This window comes from Pseudomonas sp., from assembly GCF_050739935.1.
Taxonomy (GTDB): domain Bacteria; phylum Pseudomonadota; class Gammaproteobacteria; order Pseudomonadales; family Pseudomonadaceae; genus Aquipseudomonas.
Genome location: NZ_JBOICF010000109.1, coordinates 45,016 through 63,361, shown reverse-complemented (window position 1 = coordinate 63,361; position 18,346 = coordinate 45,016). Strand labels below are relative to the sequence as shown.

Genomic DNA, 18,346 nt, shown 5'->3' with positions numbered 1-18,346 from the left:
TAAGCTATGCGTCCTCTGTGACAGTTCTGATGTGCGTAGCAGCATGTAGGACTACTGATTCAGCCTCTGTACGACTGTCACGGATGTGTGTGTGGAATTGTAAAAAACCCAGCATCTGGCCCTTTTATCCCGGGCTCTTTAGCGTTTTTTGCACTTGTCGTTCGCAGACCGGTATGTCTGCGTTCGAATGCGCGAAGTGCAAGAAGGAGGCGCAGTGTCGCTCTGTTTGACTATCATCAGTTATCACAAGATAACCCCTGGCCAAATAACCGAGAAATCGATGGATAACGGGGCGATGGCAATTGGCCGCAGTCAAGAAAGTGATTGGGTACTTCCAGATCCGCAACGCCTTGTATCTTCAAGACATTGCGTCATTCAATATAGAGACGGTCGTTACTATTTGATCGATAACAGCACTAACGGAGTGGAACTTGTAAATGCCGGTATCCGGTTGCGTCGAGGAAACAGCGAGCCGCTGGAAGACGGCGAACTTATCCGCATCGGCGACTACGAAATTCGCGTGCGAATTTATTTCGAAATGAAACTGTCTGGCGCGAACTTCGCAAATGTTGATTCATCCAGTAGTTTCGAAGCATTGATGGGACCTCAGAGCAGTGTTACCCCTTTGCCGGTCGAGGCGTTGTCCACTGCTCATTTTCAAGGCAGTACAACCCAGGACACTTTCCCCGACCTGTTCGATTTTCTGCCCCTGCCCAGCGCGCCTCCCGACACTGTCTCGGATCACGTCCCGGTCGAGCGTCATGACTTTCGTCCGCCAGTTCCGAACACGCCTCCCGCTCCAATCGTTCAGCCAATGCCAGTCGCGCCCGTGGGCGTCATTCCGGAAGACTGGGACCTGTTCGCCGATATGCCCAAAACGCCTGCGCCGATCCCGGTCGTTCCGCCGGTTTCCGTTCCCGCAGCACAATCGGAACCTGTGGCTGTCATGCCATCGCCGCCCATCGGTGATTGCGCGCCTCCTCCGACCAATAGCAGCGAGTCGGCTTTGCTCACGGCGTTTCTGCGCGGCGCGGGACTGGACCAATTGCGAATCGATTCGACGCAGGTCGAGGCACAGATGGAGGCCATCGGACGCAGCTATCGGCTGATGGTCGAGGGCCTCATTGATGTATTGCGTGCCCGTAGCAGCCTCAAAGGCGAGTTTCGCATGCAGCAAACCACGATCCGTCCTGTGGAAAACAATCCGCTCAAGTTCGCACCGAACGCCGACGAAGCGTTGCTGTTGCTGCTGCGTCACGGCAATCAGGCATTCATGCCGCCGGATCAGGCCATCGGCGACAGCTTCGATGATCTACGGGCACATCAACTTGCGGTCATGGCTGGCGTCGAGGCCGCGATCAAAGCGCTGCTCAAACGTTTCGAACCCGCGGAGCTGGAAGCGCGCATGGGCAAGTCCGGTGCCTTGGCCACCCTGTTCGGCTCCCGTCAGGCCCAGCACTGGCGGCAATTCACCGAGCTTTATGCACAGATTTCCCACGAAGCCGAAGAGGACTTTCAGGTTCTGTTCGGTCGCGAATTCAGCCGTGCCTATGAGCAGCACAGCGCACGATTGCCTCGCCCTTGAGGGCGGCATCAGGAAAAACGGACAGACAGTCAGCACGTCACGGGGACGCGGGATGTTTCGAAGAGTTGTATCGGCAGCAGCCATGGCGCTTTTGCTGGTTTCTTGTGCCAAAAACGCGGAATCGCCACAGCCGGTTGAACAGACCTCTGGCGCCACCTCCGTCGTGCTGCACTTTGCTGCGGGTGCGGGCTTGAATCCCGGCATCAACGGTCAACCTGCGCCTGTGCGGGTGCGCATTTTCGAGCTCAGGAACACTGCCAGCTTCAGCCGCGCTGATTACTTCGCCCTGGCCGAGCACGCGCAGAGCACGCTGGGCGGCGATCTGCTGGATCAGGACGAAGTGCTGCTGCGGCCCGGTCAACAACTGACGCTGGATCGCAATCTCAATGCCGCCACTCGGCAGATTGGTCTGGTGGTGGGCTATCGCGAAATAGATCAGGCCCAGTGGCGTGCCGTGCTCCATGTCGCACCGTATCAGCCTAGTGAATACCAGATAGGCCTCGGTATGCGCGCCGTCAGCAGTAATTCCGCCGCCCAATTCAGCCGGCCTGCCCAATAGACAATAGGAGAACCCATGTCCTGGAACAATCGTGTGGTCTGGTCGGAAGGCATGTTCATCGGAGCACAGCACTTTCAGCAGCATGACCGTTACCTGGAAAACTTCATCGACGCTCGCAGCCGTCCGCTGTCGGCCGGAGCCTGGGGCTTTTCCGAGCTATTGCTGGATCAGGGCCTGCTGACGCAGGGCAAGCTGGCGATCGTTTCAGCGCGAGGATTGTTGCCCGATGGAACGCCGTTCAACATTCCCCACGACGATCTGGCACCAAGTCCGCTGAACATCGACGGCAGCCTCAGAGACGGCGTGGTCTATCTAGCCTTGCCACTCAAGCGGGCGGGACAACGGGACACGGTGGATGAAGGCGAGGCAGTGGGCGGGGCGCGGTTCGTCAGCCACGTGCGCGAGGTACGCGATGACAACGCGCCGTTCGAGAACCGGGCGCCCGTGGCGATTGGCGCGCGGGCATTGCGTCTATTGACCGAAAAAGACGGCCTGAGCGATTACGCCGCAGTGGGGTTGGCGCGGATCAAGGAAAAGCGCGCCGATCGGGCATTGGTGCTCGATGAGACTTACATCCCGCCACTGCTCGATGTTGCGGCCTCCAAACCGTTGACGGCGTTCCGCAGCGAATTGCTGGGCCTGCTGCATCAGCGGGGCGAGGCGTTGGCCAGTCGCGTGGTTGCATCAGGCGCGGGTGGCGCCTCGGAGATCGCCGATTTCATGCTGTTGCAGCTGGTCAATCGTGCCCAGCCGCTGATCAGTCATCTGAGTAAACTCAGCCCACTGCACCCTGAACGTTTCTACAGCGAACTGGTGACTCTGGCGGGGGAGTTCACCACATTCTCCACTTCCGGACGCAGGCCCGAAGAGTTCGTGCGCTATCAGCACGATGACCTGGCGGTGAGTTTCGCCTTGGTCATGCAGGTCTTGCGCGAAGCCCTGTCGATGCTGATCGACAGCAAGGCCACGCCAATCCCTATCGTCGAAAAAGCGTATGGCATCCATGTGGCGATGGTGGCCGACCGCAGCTTGATCGACAACGTCAGTTTCATCTTGGTGGTGCGTGCCGACATGCCGAGCGAAACGCTGCGTGGACGTTTTGCGCAGCAGAGCAAGATCGGGTCGGTGGAGCACATTCGCAATCTGGTGAACCTGCAATTGCCGGGCATTGGGCTGCTGCCGTTGCCGGTGGCGCCACGGCAGATCCCGTTCCATGCCGGTTCCACCTACTACGAGCTGGATCGCGGCAGCGAACACTGGAAGCAACTGGCGCATTCGGGTGGTTTCGCTTTCCACGTGGCGGGCGAGTTTCCAGGCTTGAACCTGGCTTTCTGGGCTATCCGAGGATAAACCGCGATGCAGTCCCACGACGAACTCTTCAACCCGCCGGTGCCTGAAAATGACCGCACGCAGTTCATGCCGCGTCCCGGCGGACGTGGCTCGCAGCCCGCTAGCCAAGCCAATCAAACTCCGCCGCCGCTGTCGGTTCCCGATGCGCCATTGCTCCTTGGGCAGGCACAGGGCCTGAATCCGCTGGAGGCCGCCGCAGGACCATTGCTGGCGCTGTTGACCCGTCTGCGCAGCACCATTTCACACCCGGCGCCCGCCAGTTTGCGTGCGCAGTTGCTGGGGTACCTGCGCCAGTTCGAAGAGCGCGCCGAGGCCGCCGGTGTCGCACGTAATGACGTGTTGCTCGCGCGTTATGCCCTGTGCACCGCGCTGGATGAGGCGGTGCTCAGCACCCCTTGGGGCAGTACCAGCGAGTGGGGCAAACAGAGCCTGTTGATCACCGTGCACAACGAAGCCTGGGGTGGCGAGAAGGTATTTCGACTGTTGGAGCATTGCCTGCAAACTCCGCGTGAGCGCCTATATCTGCTCGAATTGCTCTACCTGTGCATGTGCCTGGGTTTTGAAGGTCGCTATCGGGTGATGAGCGATGGCCGCAGGCAGTTGGAAGTCCTGCGTGAGCGGACCAGCGCCACAATTCGCAGCGCGCGCGGCGAGTTCGAGCGTGAGTTGTCGCCCCACTGGCGGGGGTTGACGGTGATGCGTGATCGGCTTTCGCAGTACATGCCGCCCTGGGTGGGCGTGGCGGTCGGGCTGGCGTTGCTGCTCCTGCTGCTGCTTGGCCTGCGCCTGAAGCTCGCCTCCGATGCCGAGCCTGTATTCAAGAACATTCACGCGCTGGGCGAGATTCCCGTGCAGGCGATCACGCCCGCCGTGGTGCAGCCCAAAGTCATCGAGCGGCCGCGTCTGGCGGGCTTTCTGGTGGAAGACATCAAGGCCAACCGGGTCGCTGTGGAAGATGCCTTGGATCGCTCAGTGTTGACCATTCGCGGCGACGAAATTTTCTCTTCGGGCAGTGCGACCATCATTGACGGCTTCCAGCCGCTAATGCTGCGCATCGCCGACGCCATACGCAAAGTCAAAGGCCAGGTGCGCGTCACCGGTCACAGTGACAACCGCCCCATTTCCACTCTGCGGTTCCCCTCCAATTGGGCGCTGTCCCGGGCGCGCGCCGAACAGGTGCTGCAGCTCCTCGCGGCCAAGACCGGCCAGCCTGAACGCTTCTCCGCCGAAGGGCGTAGCGACACTGAGCCTGTGACCTCCAACGCCACGGCAGAAGGTCGCGCGAAGAATCGTCGGGTTGAAATCACAGTGTTGGCGGAGGGGGTCGAATGAAGGGGTTTTTCGGCTTTGTGATTCGCTGGGTCGTGCCTGTTCTGGGCCTTATCGCGCTGAGCCTGATCATCTGGTTTATCGGCCCGGTGCTGGATGTGATGGTGCCCGAAACTCGGCGCTGGACGTTGATCGTTCTGCTGTTCGCGGTGTGGATAGTCTGGCGAGTCTTTCGCAGCATCCAAGCGCGTCGGCATGCGGCGAAAGTCATGGAGGGCCTGGCTGCTGAAACGGCGCCAGACCCCGCCAGTGTCGCCACCGCTGAAGAGTTGGCGACCCTGCGCCAGCGCATGGATGACGCACTCAAACTGTTGAAGAAGGCCCGGCTGGGCGGTGATGAGCGTCGCAATCTCTACGAGCTACCGTGGTACGTGATCATCGGCCCGCCTGGTTCGGGCAAGACCACTGCGCTGATCAACTCCGGGCTGCATTTCCCGCTGGCTGCGCAAATGGGGGCAGGCGCGGTTCGTGGCGTCGGCGGTACGCGCAACTGCGACTGGTGGTTCACTGACGAAGCAGTTTTGCTCGATACCGCTGGCCGCTACACCACGCAAGACAGTCATGCCCAGGTCGACAGAGCAGCCTGGCTCGGCTTTCTCGATCTGCTGAAAACTCAACGGCCCCGGCGTCCTATCGACGGTGTGTTCATTGCCATCAGTCTGTCCGATCTAATGCTGGGCAGTGAAGCTGAACGCGCGGCTCACGCGGCGGCGATTCGCGCGCGAATCCAGGAGTTGTACAGCCAGCTTGGCGTGCGCTTCCCGATTTACGTCAAGCTGACCAAGCTCGATCTGGTGCCCGGCTTCATGGAGTTTTTCGATGCCCTGAGCAAGGAAGAGCGTGCGCAGGTCTGGGGCATGACTTTCGCCATCGACGAAGACAAGAACGCCGACGGTCCCCTGGCAACTTTCCTCAGCGAGTTCGCCTTGCTGGAGCAGCGGCTGAATGCGCGTCTAGTCGAGCGTTTGCAGCAAGAGCGCAACCCGGCGCGACGTGATTTGATCTATGGCTTCCCGCAGCAATTCGGCGCGCTGAAAGACACGTTGCAAAACTTCCTCGACGGCGTGTTCAAGCCCAACGCGTTCGAAGATCGGGCGCTGCTGCGCGGCGTGTATTTCACCAGCGGCACTCAGGAAGGCAGCCCAATCGACCGCCTGATCGGGGCGATGGCCCAGAGCATGAATCTGGATCGCCGGCATCTGGCCCGGCTGACCGGGACCGGCCGCAGCTACTTCATCGAAAAACTGTTCACCGCCGTGGCATTTGCCGAGCGCGGGCTGGTGGGGGTCAATCTCAAAGTTGAGCGTCGACGCAAATGGCTGGCGCGCGGAGCATTGGCGGCAACGGTCACAGCGGTGTTGGTGGTCGGTACGCTGTGGCTGATCAGCTATCGCGCCAACCAGGCGTACATCGCTCAGGTCGACCGGAAGGTCGCGCCACTTGGTCAGAGCGTGCAGAGTCTGGGTCCGACGCAGCGAGATGTTTTGGCCGTTTTGCCGCTGCTCAACGGCGTACGCAATCTGGCGAGTGAGCCTCCAGGCATGTCGCAAGGCCTGGGCCTGTATCAGGGAGATATGCTGCAAGCCGAGTCTGGCAGTGTGTATCGCAAGCTACTGATTGCCGTGTTCGCGCCGCGTCTTGTGACCCGTATCGAAGAACAGTTGCGCAGTGGCGGCAGTCCTGACTTTCTCTACGAAGGGCTGAAGGCGTATCTGATGCTCGCAGACAGCGAACACTACGACCCGGATTTCATCAAGGCGTGGGTTGCGCTGGACTGGGACCAGAGCCTGGCCCGTGACTTGCCGCCCGATCAGCGTCAGGCGCTGGCCGAGCATCTGCAGGCTCTGTTCGAACGTCATCCACCATCGGCGCGCCTGGACCAGCGGCTGATCGATGACGTGCGTCGGCAATTGCAGCAACTGCCGGTGGCGCAGCGCGTCTATGACCGGGTCAAGCGGCTGAAGCTGCTCGAAAACGTACCTGATTTCCGTGTGACCGAAGCGGCTGGACGCGATGCCGCACTGGTGTTCGCCCGCAAGAGCGGCAAGTCACTGGGCGATCCACTGAGTGGTTTCTTCACCGCCAAGGGCTATCGCGACGCATTCCTCGTCACCAGTCTCAGCCAAGCTTCCGCGCTGGTTGAAGAACAATGGGTGCTGGGGCTCGATCGCGCCGATCAGCAGAACGTCGCCAGCCTCGCCGAGGATGTACGTCGCCTGTACTTTCAGGATTACCAGCGCCAGTGGGATGCGCTGCTCGCTGACATCGACTTCGTACCCATTACCAGCGTGGCGCAGGCCGCTGACGTATTGCGGGTGATTTCCGGGCCGACCTCGCCGCTGAAAAAGCTGCTGGTTGCGGTCGCCAGGGAAACCAATCTGCAGCAGGAAGACAAACTGCTGGCCGAGCACGGCAGGAAGGTCCAAGGCGGTGTCGATCAGCTCAAGCAACGGCTGGGTTTGATTCTTGATCAGGAGCAAACCAGCAACGCGGCTGCGCCTGCCGTCACGGAAGATCCAGTCAGCGCACACTTCGCTGAACTCAACGCTTTCGTCAGCAAGGGCGAAGGTGACCCCTCGGCTATCGACGGTCTGCTCGGGGACTTGAGCGCGCTGTATGTGCAGGTCAGCGCGATGGTCGGCGCCAGCGGCGATGCATTGCTGGGCGAGGCGAAGAACTCGGCGAGTGCCGCGGCGACCCGGGTCAGTCTGAATGTCAATCGCGAGCCGCCAGTGGTGCAAGGCTTGGTGAAGTCGGTCGTCAATTCGACCACCAATACGATGATGGGCGGTGTGCGCAATCAGCTGAATGCGGCGTGGGTCAGCGACGTGGTGAACGTCTATCGGCAGTCGTTGAGTGGTCGCTATCCGCTGGCGCCGGGCAGCGCACGGGACGCAACGCTCGATGACTTCGGCCAGTTCTTCGGCGTTGGCGGGGTGATGGATAACTACTTCCGCAAGTACCTGCAAAGTTACGTCGATACCTCTACATCGGCCTGGCGCTGGCAGCCAGGGGCGGCGCAGAAGCTGGGGATCAATGCCTCCGTATTGCAGACTTTCCAGCGTGCCGCGGCGATTCGCGACGCGTTCTTCCGCGCAGGCGGGGTGCAACCGAACGTGCGTTTCGAACTCAAGCCGGTGGCGATGGACGCGTCGATCACCCAGTTCTTTCTGGACCTCGACGGGCAGCAGATCAGCTACGACCATGGCCCGAGCCGCCCGGTAGCGATGCTGTGGCCGAACCCCGACAGTATCGGGGCGGTGCGTCTGTCGATTTCGCCACCCGGGGCCGGCGGTCGATCAGGCATTACCTTGGACGGACCATGGGCGTGGTTCCGTTTGCTGGAGCAGTCTGATCTGGTGGCGGGTCGATCGCCTGATCGTTTCAACCTGCGTCTGCGGGTCGACAATGCCAGCATTTCCTATGAGTTGCGCGCCAACAGCGCGTTCAATCCGTTCAAGAGCCTCGCGTTGAGCGGTTTTAGCCTGCCGGAGCGGTTATGACGACGCTGGGTTTCTACGGCAAATTGGCCAGTCGCGGCGATTTCGTCAGCCGTGGTCTGCCGCAAGGTTTCATTCAACCCTGGGACACCTGGTTGGCGGCGGGGCTGCATGTAAGCCAGCGGCAACTGGGCGAGGACTGGCTCAACGTTTATCTGGTCAGCCCGCTTTGGCGTTTTCTACTGGCGGCGGGCGTGTGCGGCCCGGACGCGGTAATCGGCGTGCTGATGCCGAGCATCGATCGGGTAGGGCGCTATTTTCCGCTGACCATCGCGCAGACCATCGACCCCGATCAGTCGCTGGCGTCGCTGGTCTGCGCTCCGGATGAATGGTTCGAGCAGGTCGAAACGCTGATGTTGTCGACGCTTGAACAGGCCTCGGACTTTTCAACCTTCGATGAAAGCATCTCAGCCCTTGGGTTTCTGCCGATGGCTCCGCGTGCGTCGATCAGTCGTTTTGCCGGATTGCAGCGCACTCTTGCAAGCGAACCGCACGGCCGTCATCGGGAGTTGGCCGAGCTGGCCTGCGAAGGTGCAAGCCTGTGGTGGGGCAAGGGCTCCGAGCGGATCGCTCCGAGCCTGATGCGTTTTCAGGGCTTGCCTGACGCCACCGAATTCGGCAGCTATCTGCTGGGACAAGGAGCTTCGATCTAGATGCACGCATTGCCTGAAAACCCTCAATTGCGCTCCGCCAGCTACAGCCATGTAGGCATGGTGCGGCTGATCAACGAAGACGCTTTTCTCGAGTTGCCCGAACTCGGTCTGTGGGCTGTGGCCGATGGCATGGGCGGACATGCGGCAGGGGATTATGTCGCCAGTCTGATTGTAGACAGCCTGCGCCGCGTTCTGCCCGCCGATTCGCTGTCGACCTACACCTGCGCGCTGCGTACGGCGCTGATCGAAGTGAATTCGGCGGTGCGCGAAGAAACCCATCGCCGCGGCGTCAGCATGATGGGCAGCACGGTCGTGGTCTTGGCAGTCAACGGCGATCAGGGCGTTTGCCTGTGGGCCGGGGACAGCCGCCTTTATCGCTTGCGTGATGGCGAGCTGCGCGGGATCTCCCGGGACCACAGTTACGTCCAGGATTTGCAGGACAGCGGTCTGCTCACCGAAGCGCAAGCCCGAGTGCATCCGCGCGCCAACATTGTCACTCGCGCCGTTGGGGTCGAGGACTCGCTGGACCTGGCGATGGTCAATCTCGACATCCTGCCCGGCGATACTTACCTGTTGTGCAGCGATGGCCTGAACAAGACCGCCGAAGACAAGGAAATTCGCGATGTGCTGGGCCATGCCGACCCTTGGCAGGTGGTTCGCAGTCTCGTGCATTTGGGACTGACCCGGGGCGCTCCCGACAACATTACGGCCATCGTCATCAAAACCTGCTGAAGACCCAACCATGGACATACAGATTCCCGGATTCGATATAGAGGGCGAGATTGGCGTAGGCGCCATGGCCACCGTCTATGTCGCCACACAGCGCTCGCTGGAGCGCAAGGTCGCGCTAAAGATCATGGCGGCGCCGCTAGCAGCCGATTCCACGTTTTGCGAACGCTTCCTGCGCGAGGGCAAGAACCTGGCGCGGCTTTCGCACCCCCATACGGTCACCATCCACGACATCGGTAATGTCGGCGATCTGTACTACATGGCCATGGAATACCTGCCTAACGGCACGCTCAAAGAACGGGTGGCCGCTGGCTTGAATGCCGAACAGGGCCTGACCTACATCCGCCAGATCGCATCGGCGCTGGGTTACGCCCATGCGCAGGGGCTAGTGCACCGTGACGTAAAGCCCGCCAATATCCTGTTCCGGGCCAATGGTTCGGCGGTACTGTCGGACTTCGGCATCGCCAAATCCCTGGACGATCGTACACAGTTCACCCATGCCGGATTTGCCATCGGCACACCGAATTACATGAGTCCGGAGCAGGCGCGCGGGCTGGAAATCGATGGCCGTGCTGACCTGTATGCACTGGGCGTGATCCTCTACGAAATGCTAGTTGGAAAGCTGCCATACCACGGCACCGACGCGCTTTCCACGGCACTGGCTCACCTGACCGAGCCGTTGCCGGAGTTGCCGATTCATCATGGTCGCTACCAGCACATACTCAGCAAATTGCTGGCCAAGCATCGCGACGAACGCTTCACCGATGCCGCCGAACTGATCGCCGCGCTGGATGACCTGCCACCTGAGAACATCGATGCAACGCAGATTCGCCCGCTGCCGTTACCGCCAACGAGTTTGCATGCTGCGCCGAGTGCTAAAGAAGATTCGCGCGGCTTGACGCCGGTCTCTATCGCAATCCCCGATATCCCCCTTGTGTCGCCGGTCAAAGCGGCGCCGGTGCTTGACACATCGAATAAATCCGCGCAGCGCAAAGGTCCGGTTTTTATGGCGTTGCTAGTTGTCGCGGCGGCGCTTGGATTGGGCATCGGAGGCTATTGGTGGTCGGGTGACGACAAATCTGTCGTGGTTTCGACCGCTGTTGCCACTAATGCGGCCGCCAGCGAGGCAACTGCCGTCAGTCCTGCTCCCGTCAGTTCTGACAGGGCGCCAACCATCACAGACGCCGTTCAAACCCCGATCCGCACGGGTGTAGTGCTGGTCGTCGATACGTCGGTTTCGATGCAGCCGTACATCGATCAGGTACGTCATGTCGTCGCCAAGTTGCAGAACCAAATGGCTGAGCGGGGCGAGTTGGACAACGTCAGCTTTGGCTTGGTGGGTTTTCGCAACAACGTGGCCAAAACCCCAAGATTGGAATACGTGAGCAAGACGCTGATCACGCTGGAGCAGGGCCGCGATCCGCAACGTTTCCTGGAGCTGGCGCGGCAGGTCAAGGCCACTACAGTCTCCAGCCACTCCTTCAACGAAGACGCCTTTGCAGGAGTGATGCAAGCAATCAACGGCATGGACTGGGCGGGCTATGGCGGGCGCTTGATTCTGCTGGTCAGTGACGCGGGATCCCTGCGCAAGAACGACCCCTACAGTAGTACCCAGATGAACGAAGCCGAGGTACGGGAGGCGGCGCTGAGCAAGCAGATCAAGATCTACGCTTTGCACCTTAAAACCGAGGCCGGCAAGAAGAATCATGCGTTCGCCGAGCAGCAATACCGTACCCTGACCGCCGACACCAAGCCGAATATCGGCGATCTGTACGTTTCGGTGCCGGGCGGTGACGTGCAGATGTTCGGTGATCGGGTTTCCGAGATCGGTGCGGTATTTGCCGATCTGGCGCATCAGGTGCGTAGTAATTAACCCCAAGTTGGCCCCACGCTTTCAGCCGCTCCAAGCGTGGCCAACAAATCGGCGGCCCTTGGTTATGCGATGCGCCTGGACTTCCTCGGGCAGCAGGCGGGCGTTCGCGCTCCCCAACTGGTCAGCGCCTGGACAGCCGACCGCGACTTGACCGACCCTGGTCTACCGGCATTTGAGGTGTGCGTGATGCTGAGCAAATTGCAGCTCAATGACCTGCAGCAGTCGCTCAAGCTGATCGTCGAGACGCGAAGTTCGCCCAGGGATTTCTTTCAGGAAATTGCCAGCGCCGGTGCCTACATGAGTCATGACCCGTCGGCATTGCGCAAAGGCGGCAATCTCGCTCAGAGCGGCGTGCTTAGCGAGTATCTGGAAGGTCTGCCGTACCGCAGCAAATCCCTGAGCATGCCCCAGGATTTTTGGCCGTCGTTAAGCGTGGCCGAGCAGGAGCATTTCATCGACAGGCTGGATTCGAAAATCCGCCTTTATGAAACGTTCCACGATTTGCGCCGTCGATGAAGGTCATATAGATGTTGCCGGACTCTGGCGCGATATCCGCCGGAGTCGTCTGGCGCATCAAGAACGGGGGCGTCTTGAGCAAGTGGACTTAGGCATTGGCCAGCGGGCCGGATAAATCGTGAATTCACCAGCCACAACCCACAACAAAAAAGCCCGCACATCGGCGGGCTTTTTTAATTCAGCGGATTCCAGCGCGTCTTACGCGACTGAAAATCAAAAATGGCGCACCTGGCGGGATTCGAACCCACGACCCCTGCCTTCGGAGGGCAGTACTCTATCCAGCTGAGCTACAGGTGCAACGCGGGCGCCATGATACCCATCTAGGTCGAAAGCGTCCATTGCATTGACTTGCCGTTTGTTTCGCCGTGGGGCGTGGTGCCTGTGGCGTTCGATCCGGCATCCATCGTGCCCATCCAGATTAGGCCAATGCGGCGACGTCGCGGCGGTATTTATGTACCGCATATCCAGGCAATTCAGCTGCTTCCTTGAACGTCTTTCATTCAGCAAAGGACCTTCAAGATGGCGATTGACCTCAAGCACCTTGAGCGCAGTCTGAATTCGCTGGCCGATGCCCGCGCCGTGATGACCAGGGCGCGGGCTTACGTGCAAGCATGGCCCGACCTTTATCAGTTGGCGCGCAAGACCGCCGCGGATTATCTCCTGAAGCACACCGGCAAACCCCTGGACCCGGATCGGGTGTGGTGGAATGTGTTCGAGAATGCCGTCAGCGCCCCGACGTTCACTGGCTGGCGACACAGCGAAGCGCCCAGGCAGTCAATGACTTTCACTCAGCTGTTCATCCACCGTTTCAACGACGGTTTCCAGCTGGCGCCCGACGTGTTGCCTGTCTACGGCGGCTTCTACACTCGTGGTAGCGGTGGCCGTGAGTATGGGCTTCACAACGAAATACACCTCGATGCCGGCAAGGTCATGGGGGATTTGTGGACGTTGGATTTCGCGTCGTTGCTCAGCCAGCGCACTGAACGTTTCTGGCGCGAACACGGTGAGGACTTCATGCTGCTCGCCAAGCTGCGTTTCGTTGCGCTGATCGATGAGGCTGTTAGGCAGGACGCGCTGACCCAGACCGACCGGCAACGACTGCGCGGCTGGCTTGGGCTTGGCTCGCGTGAAGTGACGTTGGCAGCCCTTAAAGCCGCCACGACCCGCGAAGCCTTCCACATACGACATTATTTAGCGACCGGCGGCGGTCATTTGATCACCCTGCGAGCCGAGGATGGGCGAACGGTGCTTTATTGCCCTGGCACCGATTGGCTGCCGCGCGCCTTCGACAATCATGGCGATCTGGTCCACTGGCTCAGTTGTCAGCTTCGTACGCCGCAAGGGTTTGATGCGCTGTATCGCGCGAATCAGCAGTCGAGTGTGGCACATCAGCAGGCTATGAAAAGCTTATTGAGTCGCATCGGCCCACCGGAGGCGCCGGCATGGCCTTTTGGGGTTGGCAGGCGTGTGACTGGCGAGCTGTTCAACGAGATGCGCGACTGGGCCAAAAGAGACCTCGCCGTCAGCCACACGCTGGCGGTCAGCAATGCTGAGCTGCGCAAGACGCTCTGGCGTGGCTATCTTGGCGCGTTTCTCGGAGTCTTTGGTGGCCTTGGGGTGCTGGCGTGGCCGCTCGGGCTGGTCGTGCTTGGCGTCGGCGCGGCGCGTCTGTCGCTGGACATCGACGCTGCTGTGCGGGCCCGCTCTGTCGGCGAGCGCGCGCAAGCCATTCTCTCTACGGTGGCCGATACGGTCGCTGCGGTGTTTTCCATCATCGATCTGGGCCTGGGTGTCAAAGCACTGCGTTTTCAGGCCCCGCCCCATGAGCGGCTGATGGCGCCTCAAGCCCTGGCGCCAACCGAGCGGCTGACTGAGGAGCTTGAAAGTCTGGATGGCAACCGCATTCTCCCGGAACCCGTTAACACCCCCGGTCTGCTCAACGGCGTGAGCGTCGACGATGACGGCTCCACCTGGATCGAAATGAATGACCTCACGCTTAGGGTTCGACACAGTCCGGAGGCCGATGGCTGGCTCGCGGTGGATGACAGCGATCCTTTTGCCTTCCTGCCCACCACCCGGCTGCGCGTGGTTACTGACACCATCTGGACGCCAATGGAAGTCGCTCAACCGGCACAGACCGCGTCCCTCCAACTCGAATCGATAGCGTCGGGATTCTGGGACACCTACATGCAAACGAACTACGAGCTTCACTGGGAGCTGTCGCAAGTGTTGCTCGAACGTCAGCGCGAAACGCTGTCGACGGCAGGTTTTCCCAGCCCGTCATCTACTAACCCTCTACTGGAGAACCCCAGGCAGTTTCGCTATCTCCTCGAAGATGGGCGGACATGGTTTACCTGGGTCGAGGACGATTACTTCAACAATGACCTGATCGCTACCTACACCGACGAGCGGACACAGGCCAACAACTTATTCCGGTACGGCGTGGAAGTGGACAATGGCGTGGAAGCTTATCTGAACGACCTGTTCGATTCTCTGGAGCAGTTACCCCGCAGTGAAGCCGTGCGTTTGTGGCGCGGTGGCAGTGGAGGACGAGCGACCGGTGGTACGCAGTTTCGCAATGGACGACTGAATCCGGGCGATGTTCTGGTGACTACTGACATCACCTCGTTCACCGAAAACCCCTACGCACTGCGTGATTTCGTCGCGCCGAGGCAGACGAAAGGGCTGGATCGCGTGAATGTCTTCGACGACACCTCGGTCGTCTATGAGCTGATTGGCAAAGGGCTCACCAGCGGCGTGCCAATTGGGCCGATGTCGCTGACATCCACGGAAGCCGAAGTGGTCCTCACACCGGGACGTTTTTTGCGCATTGAGTCGGTTCGTGAGATTCGCGGGGCCAACTATCACTTCGTCAGAGTGCGGCTACGTGAAGTGGACAAACCGGATGCAGGCACTGTCTATGACTTGCGTACGGGCGAACCCTTCGATCGCGCTGCCTATGCGAGCCGGGTACGGCATGAGTCATTGATTGAACGATTCTTCCCTGCCGCGCTGTAGCCCTGACGATAAGCCGCTGATCCGGACGCGTTCGCAAATAAAGGGCTTTTGTTCTTTTTTTCGAACACCCTATTGTCCTTTGGAGTGGTTGATCCTAGGATTCGTTTGAGATTTCAAACGCTCCCGCTCGATCGCCGCGCTTTCCGCAGTCCGTGCGTGCGGGGCCCGGCGAATGTTTTCCTGACGGCAGCCTCACCGGAGGCGCCTTTGAATAATCAATAATTCGCTCCGCCTCGCGCGGTGCTGTTTAGGAGGCCGACATGCAGCTCAAAGATTCGAAGTTGTTCCGCCAGCAGGCGTACATCAATGGCGCCTGGGCGGATGCCGACAACGGCCAGACCATCAAGGTCAACAACCCGTCGAACAACGAGACGCTGGGCACCGTGCCTAAAATGGGCGCTGCTGAAACTCGACGTGCCATCGAAGCTGCCGACAAGGCACTCCCAGCCTGGCGCGCGCTAACGGCTAAAGAGCGTGGCGCCAAGCTGCGTCGCTGGTTCGAGCTAATGATCGAAAACCAGGACGATCTCGGTCGCCTGATGACCCTGGAGCAGGGCAAGCCGCTGGCCGAAGCCAAGGGCGAAATTGCTTACGCCGCCTCCTTCATCGAGTGGTTCTCTGAAGAAGCCAAGCGTGTCTACGGTGATGTGATTCCTGGCCATCAGCCGGACAAGCGTCTGATCGTGCTGAAACAGCCAATCGGCGTAACCGCTGCAATCACCCCGTGGAACTTCCCGGCAGCGATGATCACCCGTAAGGCCGGTCCTGCGCTGGCAGCTGGTTGCACCATGGTGCTCAAGCCGGCCTCACAAACGCCTTACTCCGCTCTGGCGCTGGCTGAACTCGCCGAGCGCGCGGGCATTCCGGCTGGCGTGTTCAGCGTGGTCACTGGCAGCGCTGGCGACATCGGCGCTGAACTGACGAGCAACCCGATCGTGCGCAAATTGTCGTTCACTGGTTCGACCGATATCGGTCGTCAGCTGATGGCCGAATGTGCCCACGACATCAAGAAAGTTTCGCTGGAACTGGGTGGCAACGCGCCGTTCATCGTGTTCGACGACGCGGATCTGGATAAGGCCGTTGATGGCGCGATCATTTCCAAATACCGCAACAACGGTCAGACCTGTGTCTGTGCCAATCGCATCTATGTGCAGGATTCGGTTTACGACGCGTTCGCCGAGAAACTGAAAGCAGCGGTCGCCAAGCTGAAAGTCGGCGACGGCCTGACTGAAGGCACCACCACCGGCCCGCTGATCGACGAAAAAGCGGTTGCCAAGGTCAAGGAACACATTGCTGATGCGCTGGGCAAAGGCGCCAAGGTGCTGAGCGGTGGCAACAGCCTGGAAGGCAACTTCTTCGAGCCGACCATTCTGGTCAACGTGTCGAAAGACTCGGCCGTTGCCAAAGAGGAGACATTCGGACCACTGGCACCGCTGTTCCGCTTCAAAGACGAAGCCGAAGTGATTGCCATGGCGAATGACACTGAATTCGGCCTGGCGTCGTATTTCTACGCTCAGAACTTGAGCCGCGTGTTCCGCGTGGCCGAGGCTCTGGAATACGGCATGGTGGGTATTAACACCGGCTTGATCTCCAACGAAGTCGCGCCTTTTGGTGGCGTGAAGGCTTCGGGCCTGGGGCGTGAAGGCTCCAAGTACGGCATCGAAGACTATCTGGAAATCAAATACCTCTGCCTCAGCGTCTAAGGCAGCGACATTCCACCTGCGGGGCGCGAGAGCGACGTTCCGCAGGTTTCAGCAGCACCGATAACCCCATTTGCTGGCCAGGAGGCCGCGGCAGTCGATCATCGTATGCTGCCGCTGCTGACCCCCGCCGCTGATCCTTGAACCACGCCGCCCTATGAGGCGGTGAATGAGGAAACCATGAGCAAAACAAACGCATCCCTGATGAAACGCCGCGAAGCCGCCGTCCCGCGTGGTGTTGGTCAAATTCACCCGATCTTCGCCGAATCCGCGAAGAATGCTACCGTTACCGACGTTGAAGGTCGTGAATTCATCGACTTCGCCGGTGGCATCGCGGTACTGAACACCGGTCACCTGCACCCGAAAATTGTCGCCGCGGTTCAAGAACAACTGACCAAGCTGACCCACACCTGCTTCCAGGTGCTGGCGTACGAGCCTTACGTCGAACTGTGCGAAAAAATCAACGCCAAGGTCCCAGGCGACTTCGACAAGAAAACCCTGCTTGTCACCACCGGTTCGGAAGCCGTTGAAAACGCCGTCAAGATCGCCCGCGCAGCCACTGGCCGTGCCGGTGTGATCGCCTTCACCGGCGCATATCACGGCCGCACCATGATGACCCTGGGTCTGACCGGTAAAGTCGTGCCTTACTCGGCGGGCATGGGCCTGATGCCAGGCGGCATCTTCCGCGCGTTGTACCCGAACGAGCTGCACGGCGTAAGCGTTGACGACTCCATCGCCAGCATCGAGCGCATCTTCAAGAACGATGCCGAGCCGAAAGACATCGCCGCGGTCATCATCGAGCCAGTTCAGGGCGAAGGTGGTTTCTACGTCGCGCCGAAAGCCTTCATGGCTCGCCTGCGCGAACTGTGCGACAAGCACGGCATCCTGCTGATCGCCGACGAAGTTCAGACCGGCGCTGGCCGTACCGGTACTTTCTTCGCCATGGAACAGATGGGCGTCACTGCCGACCTGACCACTTTCGCCAAATCCATCGCCGGTGGCTTCCCGCTGGCGGGTGTCTGCGGCAAGGCCGAATACATGGACGCTATCGCGCCCGGCGGCCTGGGCGGCACCTACGCCGGTAGCCCGATCGCTTGCGCCGCCGCTCTCGCGGTCATGGAAGTATTCGAGGAAGAGCACCTGCTGGACCGTTGCAAAGCTGTCGGCGAGCGTTTGGTCACTGGCCTGCGCGCCATTCAAGCCAAGTATCCGGTCATTGGCGAAGTGCGTGCGTTGGGCGCAATGATCGCAGTCGAGTGCTTCGAAAACGGTGACACTCACAAGCCAAACGCAGCTGCAGTCGCGCAAGTGGTTGCCAAGGCGCGTGACAAGGGCCTGATCCTGCTGTCTTGCGGCACCTACGGCAACGTGCTGCGCGTGCTGGTCCCGCTGACCTCGCCAGACGAGCAACTGGACAAAGGTCTGAAGATCATCGAAGAGTGCTTCGCTGAGATCGCCTGATCATCAATGAAGTCGGTCACGATTGATCACCATGTGACCAGATCTTCAGAAAAAAAACCTGCTTCGGCAGGTT

General features: G+C 60.1%; 10 protein-coding genes, 1 tRNA gene and 1 pseudogene. 11 read left to right on the top strand and 1 reads right to left on the bottom strand.

Features of this window, described 5'->3' with window-relative positions; all coding sequences use genetic code 11:
- Positions 1-214 precede the first annotated feature (214 nt).
- From tagH to ACRER8_RS21550, 8 genes and pseudogenes are all read left to right on the top strand, one after another.
- Positions 215-1,585 carry a type VI secretion system-associated FHA domain protein TagH gene (gene tagH, locus ACRER8_RS21585; protein ID WP_431748220.1) on the top strand — a complete coding sequence of 457 codons (1,371 nt, stop codon included), beginning with the start codon at positions 215-217 and terminating at the stop codon, positions 1,583-1,585.
- A 52-nt stretch (positions 1,586-1,637) separates the two neighbouring features.
- The gene (tssJ, locus tag ACRER8_RS21580) at positions 1,638-2,144 is read left to right on the top strand and encodes a type VI secretion system lipoprotein TssJ (protein WP_431748219.1); all 507 of its coding nucleotides are present in this window, start codon (positions 1,638-1,640) and stop codon (positions 2,142-2,144) included.
- A gap of 15 nt (positions 2,145-2,159) precedes the next feature.
- Positions 2,160-3,494, top strand: coding sequence for a type VI secretion system baseplate subunit TssK (tssK, locus tag ACRER8_RS21575; protein WP_431748218.1), 1,335 nt, complete (start codon positions 2,160-2,162; stop codon positions 3,492-3,494).
- 6 nt (positions 3,495-3,500) lie between these two features.
- A complete protein-coding gene (locus ACRER8_RS21570) occupies positions 3,501-4,826 on the top strand; it encodes a DotU family type VI secretion system protein (RefSeq protein ID WP_431748217.1) in 1,326 nt (441 codons plus the stop codon).
- Positions 4,823-8,326, top strand: a complete 3,504-nt coding sequence (tssM, locus tag ACRER8_RS21565) for a type VI secretion system membrane subunit TssM (RefSeq protein WP_431748216.1) — start codon at positions 4,823-4,825, stop codon at positions 8,324-8,326. Before ACRER8_RS21570 ends, tssM begins: the two co-directional genes overlap by 4 nt.
- Positions 8,323-8,976 carry a type VI secretion system-associated protein TagF gene (gene tagF / locus ACRER8_RS21560; protein ID WP_431748215.1) on the top strand — a complete coding sequence of 218 codons (654 nt, stop codon included), beginning with the start codon at positions 8,323-8,325 and terminating at the stop codon, positions 8,974-8,976. The genes tssM and tagF overlap by 4 nt, the downstream gene beginning before the upstream one ends.
- Positions 8,977-9,708 (top strand): PP2C family protein-serine/threonine phosphatase, encoded by a 732-nt coding sequence (locus tag ACRER8_RS21555; RefSeq protein WP_431748214.1) that lies wholly within the window; start codon positions 8,977-8,979, stop codon positions 9,706-9,708.
- A gap of 10 nt (positions 9,709-9,718) precedes the next feature.
- Positions 9,719-12,079, top strand: a pseudogene (locus ACRER8_RS21550) (serine/threonine-protein kinase); the annotation flags it as partial.
- A gap of 235 nt (positions 12,080-12,314) precedes the next feature.
- Here the strand turns inward: ACRER8_RS21550 and ACRER8_RS21545 are convergent.
- A tRNA-Arg gene (locus ACRER8_RS21545) sits at positions 12,315-12,391 on the bottom strand.
- Between the two features lie 222 nt (positions 12,392-12,613).
- Between ACRER8_RS21545 and ACRER8_RS21540 the strand changes: the two genes are divergently transcribed.
- From ACRER8_RS21540 to gabT, 3 genes are all read left to right on the top strand, one after another.
- Positions 12,614-15,112, top strand: coding sequence for a dermonecrotic toxin domain-containing protein (locus tag ACRER8_RS21540; RefSeq protein ID WP_431748213.1), 2,499 nt, complete (start codon positions 12,614-12,616; stop codon positions 15,110-15,112).
- A 260-nt stretch (positions 15,113-15,372) separates the two neighbouring features.
- Positions 15,373-16,815, top strand: coding sequence for an NADP-dependent succinate-semialdehyde dehydrogenase (gene gabD / locus ACRER8_RS21535; protein ID WP_431748212.1), 1,443 nt, complete (start codon positions 15,373-15,375; stop codon positions 16,813-16,815).
- Between the two features lie 177 nt (positions 16,816-16,992).
- The gene (gabT, locus tag ACRER8_RS21530; RefSeq protein WP_431748211.1) at positions 16,993-18,273 is read left to right on the top strand and encodes a 4-aminobutyrate--2-oxoglutarate transaminase; all 1,281 of its coding nucleotides are present in this window, start codon (positions 16,993-16,995) and stop codon (positions 18,271-18,273) included.
- Positions 18,274-18,346: the final 73 nt, after the last annotated feature.